Origin of the sequence: Rothia mucilaginosa (assembly GCF_901875305.1) — a bacterium.
Classification (GTDB): Bacteria; Actinomycetota; Actinomycetes; order Actinomycetales; family Micrococcaceae; genus Rothia.
In genome coordinates this window covers 93,878-114,072 of the sequence record NZ_CABFLY010000001.1, presented here as the reverse complement: position 1 = coordinate 114,072, position 20,195 = coordinate 93,878, and the positions used below count along the sequence as shown (strand labels likewise).

The window sequence follows — 20,195 nt, the reverse complement described above, 5'->3', positions numbered from 1 at the left end:
CGGCAATTCACGGTGAGGTGCGGTGGCCTAATGGCCAGTTTGGCGGTTAACAAGCGCATTGAGCCCTTCGGGGAGACTGACGTGCATGAGGGCGTCAAGCTCGTGTTGTGCAGACCCCGCGTGGCGGGCCACGAGGTCTTCCAGTTTTCCGGGGTCGAGGATATCGGCGGCGGTATCTGCAAGGGATCCGAGGAGATTGTCGAGGGCTGCGGCTGCGGCGGTAATGCCCTGGGCTTTGGCGGTGAGTTCGGTAGCGAGTTCTTCAGCGGCAGCAGCGATATCGGCTGCCGTGTTCTCAGCAATCTGCGCCCTGTCTCGAATACTGTCGCGGTGCCTTTCGAGCTGTTTGCGGAAGGCGCGGCCCGCCTCGGAAGCCCAGTGTTCGGTTCCAAGCTCACCGGTGCGTGTGTAGACCCCCTGTATTTCGTGGGCCTCGGCGCGCATGCGTGCGGACAGTTCGGCGCCTTTGGCACGGGCGAAGGCGGCGGCAGCGAGGAGCGATGCGGCAAACGCACGCCCGGCCGCTGAGCCGATGCCCATGTGGCCGGCGGTACGCAGAATATCCGCGGTGCTGGGCGGGTTGGGGGTTCCCGGAGGCGGGGAGGGCGGTGTGGGGTCGATGAAGGTGGGCACGGCGCGTCCTTTCGGAGGGGCCGGTTGTGGGTACCGGCTTAGCGGGTGTGGTTTTGGTTCCAGCCTATGGTTGGGCCGGTAGTTCGCCTTCCGATTTTTGGCTACCTGTGGATATCAGCCCCATAAAACGAAAAATCCGTACAGATTCGGGGTCAATACCCCCGTAAAGTGTTTTATCCACAGCCTCCATCGCCGTCATATTTCCGCACAAAGATTGCCCAAAGTTTCCCCGGGAGTCGAGAACACGCATACCCGTTGAGTTGGGGGTCCCGTATCTGCGCCGCTCAAGCCGTTACCCAAGTCGCTGCCCGAGTCGCCGCCAAAATCACCACTCTGGCCGCCGCCCGGTCACCCACCGTCCTACACCCCGCCCGCATTTTCCGGCAATCCATGCGAAAATGGAGTTATGTCTCACACCAATAACACCATCCTGCCTTCTGGCCGTATCGATTTGGGTACCGGCGAACTCGCTCTGGGCCCCCTGGACGGACGCTACGCATCCGTCACCGCACCCCTGACGAACTACCTCTCCGAGGCCGCTCTGAACCGCGACCGCATCCACGTTGAGGTCGAGTGGTTCATCTACCTGTGCGAGCACGAAGTGTTGCCGGGTCTGTCCCCGCTGAGCGAGGAGCAGAAGAAGGGCCTGCGCGCCATCGTGACCGATTTCAACGCCGAATCTGTGGCCGAGCTGGCCGAGATCGAGGCCGTGACCGTTCACGACGTGAAGGCCGTCGAGTACTACATCGGTCGCCGTCTGAAGGGCCTGGGCCTGGACCGTCTGGTGCCGCTGGTTCACTTCGGCTGCACCTCTGAAGACATCAACAACCTCTCCTACGCTCTGGGCATCAAGGATGCCGTGCAGAACGTGTGGATTCCCGCCGCCGAGGAGCTGATTGAGGTTCTGCTGAACCTGGCCGAGGAGGGCCGCGAGGTTCCCATGCTCTCGCGCACCCACGGTCAGCCCGCAACCCCGACCACCCTGGGCAAGGAGATGGGCGTGCTCGCCTACCGTCTGAAGCGCCAGGTCAAGCACGTGAAGGCTACCGAGTTCCTCGGCAAGATTAACGGTGCGACCGGCACCTACGCCGCGCACTACGCCTCGGTTCCCACCGCCGATTGGCAGAAGATTTCTCGCGGTTTCGTTGAGCACCTGGGCCTGACCTGGAACCCGCTGACCACCCAGATTGAGTCGCACGACTGGCAGGCCGAGCTGTACTCGGATATCGCGCACTTCAACCGCGTGCTACACAACCTCTGCACCGATGTGTGGAGCTACATTTCGATTGGTTTCTTCCGCCAGATTCCGGTGGCTGGTGCGACCGGTTCGTCCACCATGCCGCACAAGGTGAACCCGATTCGTTTCGAGAATGCGGAGGCTAACCTGGAGCTCTCTAACGCTCTGCTGGATTCGCTGGGCTCTACCCTGGTGACCTCCCGCTGGCAGCGCGATCTGACCGATTCTTCGGCTCAGCGCAACATCGGCGTGGCCTTCGGTCACTCGGTTCTGGCTATCTCGAATGTGGTGAAGGGCCTGAAGCGCCTGGACATCGCGGCCGACGTGATTTCCGCCGATTTGGACTCCAACTGGGAGGTTCTGGCCGAGGCAATCCAGATGGTGATGCGCGCGGAGGCTATCGCGGGTGTTCCCGGCATGGAGAACCCCTACGAGCGTCTGAAGGAGCTGACTCGCGGTCACCGCGTGGATGCGGCTCGCCTGAAGGAGTTTGTGGCTACTCTGGGTCTTTCCCCCGAGGCTGAGGAGCGCCTGTCGGCTCTGACTCCGCACACCTACAACGGCATTGCGGCTCAGCTGCTCGATCACGCGAAGAACGCCTAGTCCGTAGCGCCCTCTAACGGCATAAATACTAAAGACCCCGGGTTCCTGTGTTCAGGGATCCGGGGTCTTTTGTGTGGTTGGTCTTTGCTATGTTCTGCTAGCCAGCGGGTTTAGCGGTCGAGCATGCGGCGGTGGCCGGTTTCAGCGTCGTGGCCCTTGCCGCGGCTGAAGACTTTACCGGCTGCCTTTCCGGCGTCCTTGACTCCCTTGAGGAGAGAGCCAGCCACACCGGTTGAGGTGCCTTCGGAGCTGTCCTGCACGCGGGGTGCGCGCGGGGTAATCATGAGCTCTGAGGGGAAGTACGCGGGTGCATCGCCGAAAGCACGGTGGGTATTGCGCACGACGTCCTTGCCGAGTGCCAGGTTTGCACCGCCGCCGACGACAGCACCTACGCCGAAGGGTAGGGCACGGCCGAGTAGTGCGCCGGTCTGGCGGGAAAGGAAACGGCGGATGAACAGGTTGCGGATGGTGCGCTCGACGCTGAACATCTTGCCGCCGGAGGAGTTGCCCAGCAGCATGCCCCACTTGCTGGAGACACCGCTTGCTTTGCCGGTTTGCAGGAGCACAGTGTTCATGAGCTGCGAGCCTTCTTCGCCGAGCATGATGGCCATGACCATGGAGCGGGCGGTTTCAGCGTCGTGTACCTGCACGCCGTGTAGCTCGGCAACAGCTTGGGCGTAGAGGGCGGTGCGTTCCATATAGCCGCCGACGGCGAGCGCGGAGAGGCTCATGGAGGTGACGGTACCGATACCGGGAACGAATGCGGATGCGCCGGTGACGCCGCCGATGGCGGTGATGTCGCGTAGGTAGTTGCGGTCGAGGCGTTTGTGGATTTGGGCGGGAGTTTCGTTGGGGTGTGCTTCGCGTAGCTTCTTGACGATGGACAGCGCGAGCGGTCGTTGCATGCGTAGGACGTTGTCAAGGGTGGTGGTCAGTGCGGGACGGGGGTTGCCGTCTTCATCGAATAGAGACTTCTTCGGGTCAAGCATGCTCTCAGTAAATCACGGCTGGGTGAATATTTCCTGGATATGGGTGGTTATGGTGGAGTAGGAGGGGTAAATTTCACTGAGGGCGTGTGGGTTGCGGTGGCTTGTTAGGGTGTTTTGGTCGGTATTTGCGCCCAATTTTAAAGTACGTAAAATTGTCGTAGATTACACACTATTCATTGTTTGCATAGTGCGTGACCCGTTTCACGACGATTCGGGGTTGCGCCTGATAACAGATAGCGGCTAATGCCTCTTCTGGACTATAAGGATGATTATGACTTCTTCCACCCCTACGCCCAATGCTGCGCGTTCCCCCGTGATGACTCAAGGGCTGGGTGTTGCTTACGCGACCGGTGCGATTATTTCGGCACAGTTCGGTGCGGCTCTTGCCAAGCAGCTGATGGGCGATTTGGGGCCCTGGGGCGTGGTGACCCTGCGCCTTATGGTTTCCACTATGCTGCTGTGGGTATTTTTTCGCCCTCAAATCCGTTCGTGGAACCGCCAACAATGGCTAACCGTTATCGTCTTAGGCGTCGCTCTGAGCGGTGCAAACGCATTCTTCTACGTGGCTATTGAGCAGGTTCCTCTGGCGATTGCGGTGGCTATTGAGTTCATGGGCCCGTTGGTGCTGGCGACGGCTCTTTCACGCCGCAAACTGGACTTGGTGTGGATTGCACTGTCCTTCACAGGTATGGCGATTCTGACGGCTGAATCGCAGGCTAAGCCTGAAGATTTCGCGCTGATGGGTGTGATTTTCTCGGTCCTCACCGCTGTCTCGCGTGCTGCTTACATTCTGGCCACAGAGAAGGTGGGTGCGCTCATCCCGGGTATGGGTGGCATGGTCATGGGTAACGCGGTTTCGATGCTGTTAGTTCTGCCGTTCCCGTTCCTGATTAGCGGTAATAACCTGCTGAAGGTCACCCAGGATATTCATCTACTCGCTATTGGTTGCCTGATGGGCCTGGTTGCTTCTGCTCTTCCGGCGCTAGGTGAAGTGTCTTCGTTGCGCCTGTTGCCCGCGCATATTTACAGTGTGGTGCTGTCTTTAGAGCCGGCGATTGCCGCGGCGGTGGGTATTGTGATGCTGTCTGAGCCGACGGGCCTGATCCGTTGGGTTGCTATTGCCCTGCTTGTAGCCGCCAGCATAGGTATTTCGATTTCTCACGCTCGTGCACAGAAGAAGGCGCAGGAAGAAGGCACCCTGGAGGAGGGTGAGCGTTTCTTACCGGGTGCTGTGGATACACACGCAGTGGATATTGCGCAGATGGCGACCAGTTCCATTACGCTCCCCTCAACTAGCCAAATTGAGGCTGACCGTGAGGCGAAGGGCCTCTAATCGGCTGAGCTTAAAGCGTGTCACCGGTTTCTTACGCCCCCGGACACCACGTAGGATAGTATCTCGTGTTGTCCGGGGGATACTTTTATCCTTCTACCCCCTAGCACAACCGGCACGCACGTCGAAAAGCACCGCCTCCTCATGAGGCGCAGAGAGGAAAACCTTGTCGCATACCGCGCATCAACGCCCCGCGCTGGGCATTATGTTTGTCCTGATGTCCTGCTCTTCCTTGCAGTTCGGTGCGGCCTTCGCGGTGACTCTTTTCCCGCTGTTTGGTGCGCTCGCTATTAGCGTGAGCCGCCTGGCTGTTGCTTCTCTCGTGGTGGGTAGTGCCGTGTGGTTGGCTGCTCGCTGGCGTGCCCGTCGTGGCGGAACGATGCCGCCGGGTGCGTTGTCGTGGTCGAAGGAGCAGTGGCGTGCCGTCATCACTTTCGGTATGGCCTTCGGTCTGATGAATGGTTTCTTCTACTGCGCGATTGACCGTATCCCTATTGGTTTGGCGGTGGCGGTGGAGTTCTTGGGGCCGCTGGCTTTGGCATCCATGCTGACGCGCAGGCTCCGCGACGGTGTATGGGTTCTCTGCGCCCTGGCAGGCATGCTGGTACTCGGTTATGAGGCAGCAGCTGGTAAAGATACCGACTACCTAGGCTTAGCCTTCGCTCTGATTGCTGGCGTTTTCTGGGCGCTGTACATTCGCTCCAGTGCGAAGGTGGGCGCTCTCGTTCCGGGGGCAAGCGGCTTGGCGGTGGCGATGCTCATTGGTGCCGCCTTTATCACTCCGGTGGCGGCAATGGTGCCGGCTCCTCAGCCGTTGTGGAATGCAGTGCAGGATCCCAAGCTGATTCTCCTGATTTTTGGTACCGCCATGTTTGCTTCGGTGATTCCCTACAGCGCGGAGCTGATGGCTCTGCGCCATCTACCGGAGCGAGTGTTTAGTGTGCTGATGAGTGTGGAGCCCGCTATTGCGGCGATTGCCGGCTGGGCGCTGCTGAACCAGGAGACCGGCCCGATGCGCTGGGTGGCAATCTGCCTGCTCATGACGGCGAGTGTGGGTATTACGCTGACCACTACAAAGGGCGGTTCCCCCAAGCAGGAGGATGAGGACGAAGACCCCGTTCCCGTGCCGCTACCCGAGTAAAGCCAAAGTCCCGAGTAAAACCAAAATTCCGCCGGAGCGCAGCATAGAGAAAACCCATAAATAAAACCGTTGAGGCGGGTACCTAGTTAGTACCCGCCTCAACGGTTTTATGTTTCAAGTTTTAGTTCTCAGCCAGCTCGTCCAGCAGGTCACGCAACTCTTCGGTGGTGAGCACTTCCGCCGGATGCGGGCCCAGGGCGTACAGCCAGTCCTGGGTGTCCTCATCCAGCTCGCGGGCGGTGCCAATGAGCACGAGGTTGCCTTCGTTCTGCCCGCTGAGCATCGAGCTTTCGCACAGGCACCACACGTGCTCAAAGATTTCCAGCATGGCGGTTGCCTGCAACTGGAAGAAGGGCAGACCCTCGTCGTCACCCACGTTGATAGCGACCACGCCGCGCTCGCTTAGGGCGTCCTTGAGTTCGCGGTAGAAGTCGCGGTTTGCCAGGTGGGCGGGCGCGTCCATGCCGGTGAAGATGTCGAGGATGATTGCATCGAAGCCGGGCACGCCCAGCAGTTCCGGCAGGTTCGCTAACTGCTCGCGGGCATCCCCCACCACCAGCTGGCAGTCAGTTCCGGCGGGTAGCGGCAGACGGTCCGTCACGAAGCCCATCAGCTCGGGTTCAATATCCACGGCAACCTGGCGGGAGCCGGGGCGGGTCGCCTGAATATAGCGCACGAGGGTGAGGGCGCCAGCCCCCAGGTGTGCGGCGGTGATGGGTTCGCCGGCGGGTGCGAGCGCATCCACCGTGTTTGCGATGCGTCGCAGGTATTCATAGAACACGTAGGAGGGGTCCGCAATATCCACGTGGGACTGCTCAGCGCCACCGATTTCGAGGACGTAGCCGTGGTCACTGAACCCGTCGGGGTGAATCTCGGCGCGCTGGCCACCGGAGAGCTGAATGTGCGCCACTACTTCACGCCAGCTTCACGTTTGAAGGTGCTGACCAGGTCATCTACCGAGGAGGAGGAGTCCAGGCCCTCAACGACCTTGTCGTTCACGGCGAAGGTGGGGGTGCCCTTCGCACCAATCTTGACGGCGTGCTCGTAGTCGCGCTGAATGGGCTTGACGGTCTCAGAGGCAACCAGGACCTTGTTGAACTCTTCGGTGTTCAGGCCTAGTTCCTTGGCGTAGTTGTTGAAGAGGGTGCGCAGCTTATCGCGTTCGCTGATGCCCTTCCAGTCGTTCTGGGTGGCGAAGAGCTTATCAGCCATTTCAAGGTGCTTGCCCTGCGCCTCAGCAGCTTGTACGGCGAGCGCGGCGGGTACGGCGTTGGCATGCATGTTCAGCGGCATGTTACGCACGGTCACGTTCATGATGCCGTCGAGCTTCTTGGCGGCCTCTTCGAACTTGGGTTCTGCCTTGGCGCAGTAGGGGCACTGGTAGTCGGTGTACAGAGTTGCGGTGCCTGCGCCGGGTACTTCGCGGTTGAGACGGAAGCCGACGTAGCCGTCATCAGCGGCTGCCGAAGCAGTAGCCGAAGGGTTAGTGGATGCCGAAGCACTCGCAGATGCACTTGCCGATGCTGCGGCAGTGCTTGCCGAACCACCTGCTGAGGCGCTCGCAGATGCCGACGCCGCCGAAGAAGACTGGGAGGAGCTGGAACTGCATGCGCTCAGTCCCAGGGCGGCGGCGGGTACTACGCCCAGTAGCAGGGTGCGACGGTTGAGGGGTGAAGTCATGGTGGTTCCTCTCTATCAGTGGATGGCAGCCGACCTGTGGTTGGGGCGTGTCAAAACGCTGTCAGCCGCCGTGGGTATAGGGTTTATTGTATGCCTCTGCCCTGAACATTCCCTGTCTTCGGACGGGTGTGCGGGGTGAATGCAGTGCATACCATAGGCTCTCTGCCGCCTGCTCCCAGCTACGGGGCCGGTGTTGAAAGTAATTCGCCTCTCCCCTGCCTTTTTGGTACTATTGCGGGGTATGCACTGTTCCGTGGAAAGCCCGTCTTAACGCGGCAGGTAGCGTATGTGCCTCTATAGCTCAGGGGTAGAGCATTTCCCTCGTAAAGAAAAGGTCGTGGGTTCGAATCCCACTGGGGGCTCCACATCCGCCGTAACAAGGCCGGTTTCCGGTGTGTTGCGGCGGTTTTTAGTATCGTCTTCGGCACACGAGGCTCCGGCCTCGTTCCGAGGCATCCGACAGCTCGCTCTATTCCGGGAGGCCTCATGTCTTCGTCCCGTACCTCTGCCCGCAAGGGCTCCTCGCAGCGCGCACCGTTCACCCCTACCGTGCGTTTCGCCATTGTCTACGTGCTGGCGCTCGTTATTTCGCTGGCGGTCTGGTTCTTCTACCGCGCCGTCTATGAGGACGACACCTCGTTCCTGGTCCCCATCGTGATTTCTCTGGTGACGTCCTACGTTGCCGCGCATGCTCTCACGGGTGGACGTTCCCCGCGTAACTAGCCGCCGAGCACATCCTCTGGTTGCCGACCCGCGCGTTAAACCAAAGGCCGCGCATCCGAATCCCTTTGAGGAATCGGATGCGCGGCCTCCGTTATAGGGTCGGCGCGTTACTTGGATGCGCGCTGCAAGTCGCTGTCGGTCTTGCCCCACAGGCCGTAGACCTTGGCGAGTTCCTTGACCTTCTTGGCGCGTAGGTAGCGCGGCAGGTAGGAGCCGTCGCGGGGGCCGTCGAGGGGCACGTCGAGCATCTGGTGGGCTTCTTCGATTTCGACCTCGCTGGGCGAGAAGGCCGCATTGATGGTCTCTGCCTGGCGGATGTCCAGGGTGATCTTGCCGGTCATACCGTGGTCGCTCGCGAAGCCGCATGCTTTGGAGAGGTCCCCGCCGTAGGCGCCGAGAGTCGGGCCGTCGATGGGGCCGGGCAGACCACCCAGAGTGGAGGCAATCACCAGCTGTGAACGCACGTAGGCGAGCGCCATGGGGGTTGCGGAGGAACCGGTGTCACGGCGGTAGTCGCCCGCACCGAAGGCCAGGCGGAAAGTGCCGATGGCGCGAGCAATTTCGACCGAGTGGTGCACGCCCAGGGCCGATTCAATGAGCGCGATGATGGGGGTACCGGCGGGCAGTTCGGCGGCGGTGCGGTCGATGTCGGTGGCGTGCTCTGCGGTGGCGAGCATGACGCCTCGCAGGCCCTTGACGTTCTTGAGGGCCTTGACGTCCTTCCACCAGTGTTCGGTGGTGATGGCGTTGATTCGCACCCATGCGACCACGCCAGAGTTCAGCATGCGGACGACCTGTTCGCGGGCGGCGTCCTTCTCTTCGGCGGGGCAACCGTCTTCCAGGTCGATAATGATGGAGTCGGCCTCGGATTCGAAGGCCTCTTCAAAGACTTCTTCGGAGGAGTTGGCGCGCACAAGGAGCCAGGAGCGGGAGAGGCTGGGGCGCAGCTGGCGGGCGCGCTCGTTTCGATGGAATTCAAACATGGTGTGTGACTTCTTCCGTCAATCGTTGATGCATTGGTTGTGCCGTAGAGGGCCTGGACCGAGCTGCGATTCTCGATTTCGTACCATCGTCACTTCCATTGTGACCGAACCGCCTGCGGGGTGTCATGCACCTCTTTTTAAGCGTATCGTGTGCCCGATGGAGCACCAAACTGACGCACCATTAGGCTTTGATGAGCTCGGTTCGTCCCACGGGGATTCCGTCGTCGAAGGTCAGCTCGCCGACGGCTTCCTTCTGGGCGCGACGAATTAGACGTTCGGCTTCCTGAATATGCTGCACCACGGTCTCCACGCGGCGGTGCACGCTCACCTGGCGGTCGCATCCGGTGGCGCACTCGCCGAAGCAGCGGGCCATGGCCAGGGCCTCAGCGCAGAGGGCTACAGCGTTGCCGGCCTTGGAGAGGGCGCGGTTGAGGTCGGAGTAGGTGCCGAATGGGGAGGCGGGAATATCGCCGTCGCTGGGAGCGAGGCGGTGGGCTTCCATGGCGACGGCACGCACTCGGGGGATGAGGTCGGCGAGCTCGTTGGCGTCCGGCACGATGAGCTCAATCATGGAGGCGGAGGACTCGGTGCTCGCCAGACGCTCAAGCACCTGGTGGAATCGGTCGATACCGCGGATAAAGCGGTCGTGGGAGCGACGCCAGATGCCCTTGCCGAGCTCTGCGTCGTCTCGGCGCGATTGCAGGTAGCTTTTGAGTCCCATGTGTCCTCCTCTGCGTTGGGTGTGTGCCGTGAACGGTTATCGGGTGGGAGCCGCTCGCGGTCGGTACATGCGGCGGCGGGCCGCTAACCCACCCATACTTAGGTTACCCTAAATTTTCTTTTGGTGACGGGTTGTCAGGGAAATATGAGTATTTGTGTCACGTTTTGCGGAGCGCGACGACAAGGTTTTCTCCGCACCCCGCGACACTACTCACTCCCTAATCGACCCGAAGCACCACCTTGCCGCGGTGCTGATCAGAATCAAAGTACTCGTGTGCCTCAGCCGCGGCTTCCAGGGGGAACACCCGGTCCAGGCCCACGCCGATACGACCCGACTCAACCAACGGGAGGATCTGCTCGCGCACACCGCGCAAAATCTCGGCCTTCTGAGCCTCGGAGCGGCTGCGCAGGTTCGTGGCGTGCACCGAGAGCCGGTGCGTGAGCGCGTATGCGAGGTCCACCTCGGCCTTCCGCCCGCCCTGCAGCCCAATGATGCACAGGTGCCCGCCGTCGGCGAGGGTGTGCAGGTTGTCCTCAAAGTACCGCCCACCCACGACGTCCAGGATGTAGTCTGCGCCGCGGCCACCGGTCTCCGACAGCACAATATCCCGGAATGATTGTTCTCGATATACGATGGGTTCGGCACCCAACGAGCGCACGTACTCCGCTTTCTCCTCGGTTCCAACCGTGGCGAATACGCGGGTTCCCGCGGCCAGGGCCACCTGAATCGCGTGTACGCCGATACCCCCGGTGCCGCCGTGTATCAGCACCGTGGCGCTCTGCCCGTCCTCGCGCAGGTTCTCGGCGGGGTCCATGCTCATACCGCAGGTCAGCACCAGGTTGGAGTAGACCGTGGCGGCCACCTCGGGCAGTGCCGCGGCCTCTTCAAAGCTTAGGTTCTCGGGCTTCGGCAGCAGCAGGTCCACCGGAGCCGTCACGTAGTCGGCGTACCCTCCACCGGGGAGCAGGGCCATCACGGGGCGACCGCAGTTCTCGACGGATGCTCCCTCGCCGACGGCCTCAATTTCTCCGGCCACTTCCAGGCCGTAGATGGAGCTCGATTCGGGAGGGGGCGGGTAGAATCCGCGGCGTTGCAGGGCATCCGCACGGTTGATTCCGGCGGCGCGAACACGGATGAGCACCTCGCGCGAATGGGGAACGGGGGCGGGAATTTCGCTGACTCGCAGCACCTCAGGGCCGCCGTGGTTTTCCTCAATAATTGCTCGCATGAGCCCTCCTCCTGAGCGGATGTGCCTTCATCGGCACTCGATTTACAGAAAGCATACATCATGAGATAATCTCGTAGTGCCCTGCGGCACGGCGTTGAGATAAAATGCCGGTCTCTGGAGCGCATGGATGGTTGTCCGAGCGGCCGAAGGAGCTGGTCTTGAAAACCAGTAGGCGGTAACCCCGTCTCAAGGGTTCAAATCCCTTACCATCCGCATTCATGCATCTCCCCCGCCTCACAGGCGGAGGGTAAAAGCCCCGTTCCCAACATGAGGAACGGGGCTTTTTCGTATTGAAGATTTTAAGTTCTCGAGGCTAGTTCCAGTACAGCATAAGAGCGTTCAGGCTCCTCGACGGGCCTGCATCATTTAACCCAGACAAAGCGCTCAGAATCATGATAATCAGGGCGACAATACCAATAAAAATGCATAGCTCCAGCCCATTAAGAAGCAGACCACCGATGGCGCGCTTACCGTATCGTCGTGCCACGAACGCCTGCCAGATACCCAAGACGTTCAGCAATGGGGCAGCGAGAGCCAGGGCTGAACCGATTGCATAACCATAGGCAGCCCATCGAAACCCTAGAACGAAAGACAGCGGGCCGAGAACGCCAAAAAGCAGGGAGAGGTTCGCTGCCTTTTTACCGTCTGGTGCCCCTTGCACGTCGAGAGGTAGCTCGCTCGCAGGTTGTTGCCATTCGTCCGTGTCGTCAGCGTCGGACGGCAGGCTGTCATTTGCCTGGTAGAGCTTGGCGTACTCGGGGTTGTAATCGAAGGCTTCGTTGTTTTGGGGTAGCTGCGACATCGCATCCACAACCTTTCAATACCGGGTGTTAAGTGCCTATCGGGTTGAGAGAGCATTTAGGCTCGACATCGAGCCGCTGTGATTAGTGGATGCCCGACAAAGCGTTCAGAATCAATATGATGAGGGCAACGAGAAGAAGGACAACGACTATACCCACCGCGCTGAGAATCATACCCGCGGTAGCGCGCGCACCGTGCCGTCGTGCCACTCGCGCCTGCCAGATACCTAAAACACTCAGTATCAGTGAGAAAGGGATGGCGTACAGCGTCCATCGAATACCCGGGATGCACACTAAACTGAGGATACCGAAGAGTAAGGAGAGGTTCTCGGCGCTCCGCCCAGTTTTCTGACTCGGGAACCCACTCGCGGGTTGCAGTGGGCCCCCTGCGGACCCAACGATGGGTTGCCCGTTACCATTTTGCCGGTAAAGCTTGGCGTATTCGGGGTTGTAATCGAAAGCTTCGTTGTTTTGGGGCAGCTGCGACATCGCATCCACAACCTTTCAATACCGGGTGTTAACTTCACCCTAGACCTTCCCATCAGAGGGAACAAGCGTGTCCGGCCCAATACGCAAAATATACGGCATATGTACAGCAAAGCCCCGCTCCTCATTGTGAGGAGCGGGGCTCTTACCTCTTCGAGAAGGGCAAAGTTTTTAGAGAAGTGCCAGTATCTGCGCGGCATCAACCAACTCTGAATTAGCGGCAGAATCCGAAAGAGCCAGCATGAGCGCCAGCAGAAAAGCTCCGCCGAAAAGCACTAGGAATATGCCACCAGCGGCTACGTTAATCCAGTTCAGGATGCGGCCTGCCGAAGCAGCGGCGCCGCAGCGTTCCGCCTCATTCGCTTTAAGAACACCGATAACACCCAGAACCAGGGAGGGCAGACCGAGCAGCCACCAGTTGAGAGTCGCGATACAGATCAAGCCGATAACGCCAAGCACAGTGGAGGTCTGGGCAGCCTTCTCACCAAAAAACTGCTCGGGGGTCTTCTGCAGAAAGCCGGCTGGGGCCATCATGGGCTGGTCATACTGGTAACCGTACGGGTCGTACTGATTCTGATCCATATAGGTCTTGGCCGTACGGGTCATAGGGATACTGATCGTAAGAGCTCTGCCCGTATTGGCCGTACGAACCCTGCCCATACTGGCCATACTGGCTGTTCTGATCGTACTGCTCGTTCAGGTGGTTGTAGTCCGGGTTGTAATCGTAGGAGTCAGAACCCCACGGATTCCGAGACATGGCGTTTCACTTTCGTGCGGCAGGTGTGTGTTAAACAATATTCACCCTAGCCCATCAATGGAACGGGGGCAACTACACCCGTCATTCTGAGCCGCGTAAGACACCTCGAGCGTTAGTTCGGGATTCCGCGAATATGCGGAAGCCCCGCGCCTCAATTCGAGAAACGGGACTTCTACATGTTGCAGACAAAAGATGGTGGGCTCGGTTCCAGAAGTCTCGGCCAGCCGAACCGCTAACTCGGCTATCCCTTCAGGGTGAACAGGAGTGCCAGGAGGGTAATAATCGCAAAGACCGTCAGGGCGATGGGCAGGACCACGCCAATCCAGCTGAGGATGCGCCCCGCCTTTGCCGGCACACCGTGGCGTTCCGCGTCTCGCGCGGCCGAAATTCCCAGGGCGCCCAGAATAATTGATCCGAGGGTGGAGTAGGGAATCCAATACATGAGGAGAATGAGCACTACGCTGATGATGCCAAACGTCAACGAACGCTGTGCCGCTTTCTGGCCCTCCTCCAGAAAGCCAGGGGGTGTGACATTATTCCCCGGGACGTTCCCCGGATAGGTAGAAGCAGCAGGAGGCGGGGTGTACGCCCCGGCAGGTTGGTAGGTGGCTGGGACATTCCGCGGCTCGCCGCCCGCGCCCTGGCCGGCATCGCGGCCCTCGTAGAGCTGATTGTAGGCGGGGTTATAGTCGAACGGTTCGGGTTCTTGAGGCTGAGGATTCTGAGACATAATAACCACGATCTTTCAGTATTTATATATGCGACAGGTATTTCAGGGGATGCACCAGCACCCGTGCCCCGCTTGCGGCGGCAAGGATTAGAACACGGACGCATGGGCGGGCCAGAGTACGGGTCAAGAAACGGGCTCTGTGGCATCACAGGCACCTTTCGAACGTATACTTCGGCGAGCCTTCACCTGATGCCTCGCCCCTCACTCACACCGTACCCCTGCGGTCAGAAGGAGCCAAACACCTCGGGCCCAATCCCCAAAATATACGGGATATACACAGTAAAGGCCCCGTTCCTCGTGCTGAGGAACGGGGCCTTAAGAGTGCCCGCTCGGGGCCAAGCCTCCTAGAAGAGGGTCAAAGCGCTGACCAGTCCGGAGAAGTGGCTGGAGGAAGAAGCAGCACCTGCAATACCGATAAGACCCAGCAGCACAAAACCGCCAAGGAACAGCAGGTACAGGCCACCAATAACTGCGTTAATCCAGCTCATGATGCGACCTGCCGAAGCAGCCGCGCCGTAACGCTCCGCCTCGTTCGCCTTGAAGATACCAATAACGCCCAGGATCAGGGAGGGCAGACCGAACGACCACCAGCTGACGATGAAGTTGCAGACCAGACCGATAATGCCCAGCACCATGGAGGTCTGAGCAGCCTTCTCGCCCGCGAGCTGCTCGGGGGTCTTCTGAATAATACCGACGGGAACCATCATGGGCTGGCCATACTGACCAGGCTGCTGGTACTGCTGCTGACCATACTGGCTGGGCTGACCCTGAACATTCTGCTCGTTCAGGTTGTTGTAATCAGGGTTGTAGTCGTAGGAGTTCGAATCCTGCGGATTCTGAGACATATGGTCCCTCTTTCGTGAATGGCGTGTTTCAAACCTTACTCACACTAACTCATCGTCCAGGCATGCACAACTGAACTCGTCATTCTTGAGCCACAACGCATCATAATGCGTCGGCAGGAAGGCTGAGCGGGCGCGCAAAGGCCCGCGTGCACACGAGGTGTACGCGGGCCTTTCACAAACTACGAAACCGCTTTGAACAGCCAGTTCTACTGCTTTACAAGAATCCTCAAAACAATCATCAAAACAATACCGACAATACCCAGAACAGTACCGGCAATAGCCATACCACGGGACTTCAGCTCGGGGTTATTCATAGCCAGACGACCAGTCACAATTGCTACAATACCGAGGATGTAACCGAAGATAAACAGACCCACAATACCGCTCACCAGAGAGACAATCGACAGGGTCTTTGCCTTCTTCGCCTGAGCCTGCTGCTCAGGAGTCGGAACCGGCTGACCGTACTGGGGCGCCTGCTGGCTGAACTGGGGGTCCTGATTGAACTGGGGCTGGGGGTTGTTGGGGTTTTCAGACATGATTTCTCATTTCGTTGAGTAAATAAGACAACTCTGGCAACGCTATACGGAAAAATCACACGCCAGAGGTGCCCTCTATTTATCGGTCGGACAGTAGCAGTCTATCGAACATGCTTATGAACCTCAAAGCCCCTAGCCCATAGTCCACGACGAAAAACCCGCGTCAGGTGACCATAAAAACTGCTACAGCTAAGCAGGCGGAGACGCAAAAGCCCGCGGGCACACGGGGCGCACGCGGGCTTTCTCCGACCAGTAGCTATGAAAGATATTGTCTAAACATGCATCATAACCAGAACCAATAGCAACATCTCAATGGGCTGAGTCAGGACACCGAGCAGCATATTCACAATTCCCAACGCGATACCAGCCGCGCCCATATTACCGCGGTAGCGTGAAACAATCGCTAGAATCAAACCGGCAAGACCCAGAACGAAGGGACCACCTCCATTCGTCTGAAACATCAGAACAAAACCACTAATCAGTCCAAGAACACCGATGATGACCGAGAACAGTGCAATAGCCCATTTCACAGAGTACGAATTCTTCTGTTTAGGAAGAACATACACCGGCTGCACAAACTGCTGATTATTGAAAGCAGGGGTGTTTACCGAGGAGGAAGCGCTCTGAGAAACCTGGGGTACCTGGGGAACGGTAGTAGTCATGGGAGGAGCCTTTCTATCTGGGCCGCAATGTTATCTCTAACCTCAAAACTACATCACCTAAATGACTCAAAAACCTAAATCCAGGGTATTTAAAGGTTAAACAGCCATGTTCACACGTTTCTCGCAGGTAAAGAAATCACAGCTACAAAGAAACTGATATCGCCCTACCCATATGTATCTCTCCTGCCTCACAGGTCGAATTGACCAAGCGCAAAACAGCCTATATTCTTATAGGGATGCGCTCACGGGCGCACCGTGGAGACGTGCCAGAGCGGCCGAATGGACTTCACTGCTAATGAAGGGTCGGGGTTAAACTCGACCGGGGGTTCAAATCCCCCCGTCTCCGCCACTAAAAGCCCCGTACCGGTTGGTACGGGGCTTTTGCTTTACCCATTTCATTCGGGCACAAAGTCTAGAAGCTCCTGAAATCCACAAGGCGCGCATCCGCACCATCAAGCAGAGCCCACTCCCCCGGCACCTCAAACACCGCAATGGAAGAGGGCGGGAAGCCATAGTACACATCCATGGACGCATTCGGGTCAGAATCAGGGCTCATCAGACGTTGCGCGGCATCCTGCACACCGGGCAGGTGCGACACCACCATCAGCGAATGAACATTCTCTGTAACGCCGTTAATGCGTGCAATGATGCGAGCGGCCGAAACCTCATACAGACCCTCATCCAGATGCGCTGTCGGGGCCTTAGCACCCAAACCATCCGAAACCCAGGTGGTCGTCTGACGCGTGCGCAACGCCGACGAAGACATAATCTGCTCGGGAATATAGCCTCGCGAAGCCAACCAGGCCCCCGCGGCGGCGGCCTGCTCGTGACCGCGCTTGGTCAGGGGGCGATCAAAATCGTTCAGGCCCCAATCGGCCTCCGCATGGCGCATAATAATCAGGCGCTTAGCTCCGCGACGATGCGAACCGGATGCAGTGTTGGAAGAATTCTCAGCCATATACCCATTCTATCCAGAGACACACCACCCCCGCGCACCCGCCACCCGGCATGAGTAAACCCCGGCACACCGGCACCGGGCCGGCGCACCGGGGTGCACCCTAAAAAGCTAAATCGAGTATTCCGGAGCAGCCCAGACAACAACCTCGGGGTGCTCAAAGAAGCGGTAACCCTGACCGCGCACCGTACGCACGGTACCCGACAAGCGGCCCAGCTTCGAACGCAGGCGACGAATATGCACGTCAATCGTACGCTCGTGCGGATGCTCGTCACCCGAGCTCCACAGGGCCTTCAGCAACTCCTCACGGCCAACCGTGCGGGAGCTGTTCTCCACCAGGTGGGCCAATAGCTCAAACTCCTTGAAGGTCAGCATCAGCGGCTCACCATCCAGGAACACCTCACGGCGCGCCAAATCAATCAGCACACCCGAAGAGTGGCCATTCATGCCATCCGCCTCGCGGGCGGCGTTCGCCTCCGGGTAAGTGTATACAGCGGTCGGGTCACCCAGCGCGTTGCGGACCACCTCAAGATCGCTACCCTCGGCATTCACAGGAGCCAGCGCCACGGCAGCATACGACTCCGATTCAGGAGCCAGGTGGTGAGCATACGTGCGCAAATCCTGAACGATACGCACCAGAGAAGTACCGTTTGCGGCGGCCAGCTCCTCATTCAGACCCACATAAAGCACGAAGCCGCGCGCCTCATTCTCCTGAGCACTCTTATGAACGGAGGAATCCCCCGCCGTGAATGTCATCGGACGCAACGTTGCGGCGGGCGCGGCGGGACGATGAGGCTGGACAGCCTGACGCTTAGCGGCACGGCCTCGCTGGGAGATGTGGACGTATCCAGGTACAGCACCTGACATGGTTCAACCTTCTCTCAAAGTCTATGTAGGAATTCCCTTGCCTACATGGTGGTGGGGGTGCGCCGGAAGTGACGCGTAGCCCAACAGTCCCCAATACCTGTTCGAGCATCAATCCTTTCTCTTAATATTTCTCCTATTTGACGGATAAATCAAGCGGATTCGGCATCGTGAATTCTTCCTACACTCAAAGAGGAGTACAATACACCCTCCACTCACCCGGGTCGGATCCACCCTACGTTCAGCCCCACCGCACACCCAGCACATAAATATTCATTCAAAGCGGCGAGATGGCGCGGCACGCTGTATTTTCATGCTTCTAGTAAAAGCCTCAACGTCTCTCAAAACACCCCACGAACCCAACAACATCCACATAAAGTGTTTCTCGTCACATACAGATTTTGAGATTCCCCCACTCACACCAAGAGACCAACAACGCCACATACTCCACGCCCTAGGCCTCACACCCTAGGCACACCCCACAACACAAAACCGTCCCCGCGCAGACTATCGAATAGCCAGCGCGGGGACGGTACACAAATTCGGTCTAGCCGAACCGTCTCACGAAACCGAATCAAAAATTATTCAGCCAAACCGTACAGGCGATCGCCTGCGTCCCCCAGACCGGGAACAATGTAAGCCTTCTCGTTCAGACGCTCATCACGGGCAGCCAAGAACAGATCCACGTTCTCCATGCCCTCGACACCCTTCTCCAGAGCAGCAATACCCTCAGGAGCAGCAATCAGGCACACGCAAGTCACCGACTCAGCACCACGCTTACGCAAAAACTTAATAGCCTCAATCAGAGTGCCACCGGTAGCCAGCATCGGGTCCAGCAGATACACCTGACGGCCCGTCAAATCCTCCGGCAGACGCTCAGCGTAGGTCACGATATCCAGGGTCTCCTCATTACGAGCCATACCCAAGAAACCCACTTCAGCAGTCGGTACCATACGAGTCATGCCCTCCAGCATGCCCAAACCAGCACGCAGAATCGGCACCACCAGCGGCTTCGGAGAGGCAATACGCACACCGGTAGTGGTCGCCACCGGAGTCACAACCTCAACCTCTTCCACGCGAATCTCGCGAGTCGCCTCGTAAGCCAGAAGGGTCACCAGCTCATCAACCAGCTGACGGAAAATCGGAGAAGGAGTGTTCTTATCGCGCAGAACACTAATCTTATGGGCGACCAACGGGTGGTCAAGAATCTTAATACGCATAGCATAAATTTTACTCGCACTCGCATATACATTCACAGGCGAGCCGCACAACCCCACAAACAGAAAACCCGCCGAGCTCAGCTCGACGGGCTTTCACCAGTGCGGTGGTGGAGGGATTTGAACCCCCGTTGGCTTTTACACCAAACATCATTTCGAGTGATGCACCTTCGGCCGCTCGGACACACCACCAACAGTGGAAAATCATAGCACGCCCCAACAGAAAGGGCAAGAAGGCACAGGGCCACACCATATATTCTCCCACCAAGACACACAACATGCGCGGCAGCCGGGTGTCGCCCCTTTCACGGCCCTTTTACCGCACCCTTTTCGACACCCGACACCGAAGTCCCGGCACCATCAACGAACTCTGCAGATTCGTCTAATGACGGATATACCCGTCTATAACCAGCATGACAGCACGCGTTGCGTCCTCAGCGTTACGGTCAACCTGATGAACCTCACGATCCATGGCAAGCATATAAATCGCACCGAACATAGAGATCGCAATCGCACGAGGATTCTGAGCAGTATCAACCGTATAGCGGCGAGCCACAGCCTCCGTCATCTCCTCCAGATACTCCAGAAGATCCTGGCGGTTATCGCTCATCGCCTCCGTCCAACCCTCCGCACCCTTCCACGCCTCAGCAAGCCACATCCGAGTAAAACCCGGACGGTCCTCAAGATACTGGAACGCGGCACGAACGGCACTCCGCAACGCCTCACGCGGATCAGAATGAACCGACGCCGCGCGGCGCGCATCGCTCAGCAGCAACTGCGTGCCGTACTGAACCAGCTGATCCACCATAGTCTTCTTAGAACCGAAATTGTAATATACGGTTCCCTTAGAAACGCCCGCCCGAGCCGCCACCTCTTCAACAGTGGCGTACTCAAGCCCCTTCTGGGTCATGATCTCCATAGCAGCGTTGAACAACTTCAACTGAGTCTTACCAGTACGACCGGGACGACGACTTGCAGCTTCAGCGACTGGGCGCTGCAACATCAGAAGTCCTCCCTCCCTTTTTGCAGGTATGCCTCTATTTTATTAGACAGTGTTCCACTATGCGAGCTAACA

At 58.6% G+C, this 20,195-nt stretch carries 21 protein-coding genes and 4 tRNA genes; 7 read left to right on the top strand and 18 right to left on the bottom strand.

Features of this window, described 5'->3' with window-relative positions:
- Nucleotides 1-27: 27 nt before the first annotated feature.
- On the bottom strand, nt 28-633 hold the full coding sequence (locus JX292_RS00525) for an ABC transporter substrate-binding protein (protein ID WP_204860307.1): 606 nt from the start codon (nt 631-633) through the stop codon (nt 28-30).
- A 406-nt stretch (nt 634-1,039) separates the two neighbouring features.
- Between JX292_RS00525 and purB the strand changes: the two genes are divergently transcribed.
- Nucleotides 1,040-2,473: an adenylosuccinate lyase gene (gene purB, locus JX292_RS00520; protein ID WP_204860306.1), complete on the top strand. Its 1,434-nt coding sequence runs from the start codon at nt 1,040-1,042 to the stop codon at nt 2,471-2,473.
- Between the two features lie 110 nt (nt 2,474-2,583).
- Here purB and JX292_RS00515 read toward each other — a convergent pair whose 3' ends face one another.
- Entirely contained in the window at nt 2,584-3,462 is an 879-nt protein-coding gene (locus JX292_RS00515; protein ID WP_204860305.1) for a di- and tripeptidase, read from the bottom strand.
- Between the two features lie 271 nt (nt 3,463-3,733).
- Between JX292_RS00515 and JX292_RS00510 the strand changes: the two genes are divergently transcribed.
- Both JX292_RS00510 and JX292_RS00505 read left to right on the top strand, forming a co-directional pair.
- Complete coding sequence (locus tag JX292_RS00510) at nt 3,734-4,795, top strand: EamA family transporter (protein WP_204860304.1); 1,062 nt, start codon at nt 3,734-3,736, stop codon at nt 4,793-4,795.
- 163 nt (nt 4,796-4,958) lie between these two features.
- Entirely contained in the window at nt 4,959-5,933 is a 975-nt protein-coding gene (locus tag JX292_RS00505) for an EamA family transporter (RefSeq protein ID WP_204860303.1), read from the top strand.
- 121 nt (nt 5,934-6,054) lie between these two features.
- Here JX292_RS00505 and JX292_RS00500 read toward each other — a convergent pair whose 3' ends face one another.
- The gene (locus JX292_RS00500) at nt 6,055-6,843 is read right to left on the bottom strand and encodes a spermidine synthase (protein ID WP_204860302.1); all 789 of its coding nucleotides are present in this window, start codon (nt 6,841-6,843) and stop codon (nt 6,055-6,057) included.
- On the bottom strand, nt 6,843-7,613 hold the full coding sequence (locus JX292_RS00495; RefSeq protein WP_204860301.1) for a DsbA family protein: 771 nt from the start codon (nt 7,611-7,613) through the stop codon (nt 6,843-6,845). The genes JX292_RS00500 and JX292_RS00495 overlap by 1 nt, the downstream gene beginning before the upstream one ends.
- Nucleotides 7,614-7,903: 290 nt before the next feature.
- Here JX292_RS00495 and JX292_RS00490 point away from each other — a divergent pair.
- Together JX292_RS00490 and JX292_RS00485 are read left to right on the top strand one after the other, a co-directional pair.
- Nucleotides 7,904-7,978, top strand: a tRNA-Thr gene (locus tag JX292_RS00490).
- 121 nt (nt 7,979-8,099) lie between these two features.
- On the top strand, nt 8,100-8,336 hold the full coding sequence (locus JX292_RS00485; RefSeq protein ID WP_204860300.1) for a hypothetical protein: 237 nt from the start codon (nt 8,100-8,102) through the stop codon (nt 8,334-8,336).
- Nucleotides 8,337-8,443: 107 nt separating this feature from the next.
- Here the strand turns inward: JX292_RS00485 and JX292_RS00480 are convergent, their stop codons facing one another.
- The 3 genes from JX292_RS00480 to JX292_RS00470 form a co-directional block, all read right to left on the bottom strand.
- Nucleotides 8,444-9,319 carry an HpcH/HpaI aldolase/citrate lyase family protein gene (locus JX292_RS00480; RefSeq protein ID WP_204860299.1) on the bottom strand — a complete coding sequence of 292 codons (876 nt, stop codon included), beginning with the start codon at nt 9,317-9,319 and terminating at the stop codon, nt 8,444-8,446.
- Nucleotides 9,320-9,500: 181 nt separating this feature from the next.
- Nucleotides 9,501-10,040: a dehydrogenase gene (locus JX292_RS00475; protein ID WP_204860297.1), complete on the bottom strand. Its 540-nt coding sequence runs from the start codon at nt 10,038-10,040 to the stop codon at nt 9,501-9,503.
- 217 nt (nt 10,041-10,257) lie between these two features.
- The gene (locus JX292_RS00470; protein ID WP_204860295.1) at nt 10,258-11,268 is read right to left on the bottom strand and encodes an NAD(P)H-quinone oxidoreductase; all 1,011 of its coding nucleotides are present in this window, start codon (nt 11,266-11,268) and stop codon (nt 10,258-10,260) included.
- Between the two features lie 125 nt (nt 11,269-11,393).
- On the opposite strand from JX292_RS00470, the gene JX292_RS00465 reads away from it, so the two are divergent.
- Nucleotides 11,394-11,481, top strand: a tRNA-Ser gene (locus JX292_RS00465).
- A 100-nt stretch (nt 11,482-11,581) separates the two neighbouring features.
- Here JX292_RS00465 and JX292_RS00460 read toward each other — a convergent pair.
- From JX292_RS00460 to JX292_RS00435, 6 genes are all read right to left on the bottom strand, one after another.
- Nucleotides 11,582-12,070, bottom strand: coding sequence for a hypothetical protein (locus JX292_RS00460; protein ID WP_204860292.1), 489 nt, complete (start codon nt 12,068-12,070; stop codon nt 11,582-11,584).
- Nucleotides 12,071-12,725: 655 nt separating this feature from the next.
- Nucleotides 12,726-13,136 carry a DUF4190 domain-containing protein gene (locus JX292_RS00455; protein ID WP_239653551.1) on the bottom strand — a complete coding sequence of 137 codons (411 nt, stop codon included), beginning with the start codon at nt 13,134-13,136 and terminating at the stop codon, nt 12,726-12,728.
- Between the two features lie 416 nt (nt 13,137-13,552).
- On the bottom strand, nt 13,553-14,041 hold the full coding sequence (locus tag JX292_RS00450; protein WP_204860290.1) for a hypothetical protein: 489 nt from the start codon (nt 14,039-14,041) through the stop codon (nt 13,553-13,555).
- Nucleotides 14,042-14,385: 344 nt separating this feature from the next.
- Nucleotides 14,386-14,886, bottom strand: a complete 501-nt coding sequence (locus JX292_RS00445; RefSeq protein WP_204860288.1) for a DUF4190 domain-containing protein — start codon at nt 14,884-14,886, stop codon at nt 14,386-14,388.
- A gap of 206 nt (nt 14,887-15,092) precedes the next feature.
- Nucleotides 15,093-15,422, bottom strand: coding sequence for a DUF4190 domain-containing protein (locus tag JX292_RS00440; protein ID WP_204860286.1), 330 nt, complete (start codon nt 15,420-15,422; stop codon nt 15,093-15,095).
- 272 nt (nt 15,423-15,694) lie between these two features.
- Nucleotides 15,695-16,084 (bottom strand): hypothetical protein, encoded by a 390-nt coding sequence (locus JX292_RS00435; protein WP_204860283.1) that lies wholly within the window; start codon nt 16,082-16,084, stop codon nt 15,695-15,697.
- Nucleotides 16,085-16,341: 257 nt separating this feature from the next.
- Between JX292_RS00435 and JX292_RS00430 the strand changes: the two genes are divergently transcribed.
- A tRNA-Ser gene (locus tag JX292_RS00430) sits at nt 16,342-16,433 on the top strand.
- A gap of 63 nt (nt 16,434-16,496) precedes the next feature.
- Here the strand turns inward: JX292_RS00430 and JX292_RS00425 are convergent.
- The 5 genes from JX292_RS00425 to JX292_RS00405 form a co-directional block, all read right to left on the bottom strand.
- A complete protein-coding gene (locus JX292_RS00425) occupies nt 16,497-17,042 on the bottom strand; it encodes a SixA phosphatase family protein (RefSeq protein ID WP_204860281.1) in 546 nt (181 codons plus the stop codon).
- A 108-nt stretch (nt 17,043-17,150) separates the two neighbouring features.
- Nucleotides 17,151-17,906 (bottom strand): winged helix-turn-helix domain-containing protein, encoded by a 756-nt coding sequence (locus tag JX292_RS00420; protein ID WP_204860278.1) that lies wholly within the window; start codon nt 17,904-17,906, stop codon nt 17,151-17,153.
- Between the two features lie 578 nt (nt 17,907-18,484).
- Complete coding sequence (gene upp, locus JX292_RS00415; RefSeq protein ID WP_204860276.1) at nt 18,485-19,123, bottom strand: uracil phosphoribosyltransferase; 639 nt, start codon at nt 19,121-19,123, stop codon at nt 18,485-18,487.
- Nucleotides 19,124-19,225: 102 nt separating this feature from the next.
- Nucleotides 19,226-19,312, bottom strand: a tRNA-Ser gene (locus JX292_RS00410).
- A gap of 190 nt (nt 19,313-19,502) precedes the next feature.
- Complete coding sequence (locus JX292_RS00405; RefSeq protein WP_204860274.1) at nt 19,503-20,123, bottom strand: TetR/AcrR family transcriptional regulator; 621 nt, start codon at nt 20,121-20,123, stop codon at nt 19,503-19,505.
- Nucleotides 20,124-20,195: the final 72 nt, after the last annotated feature.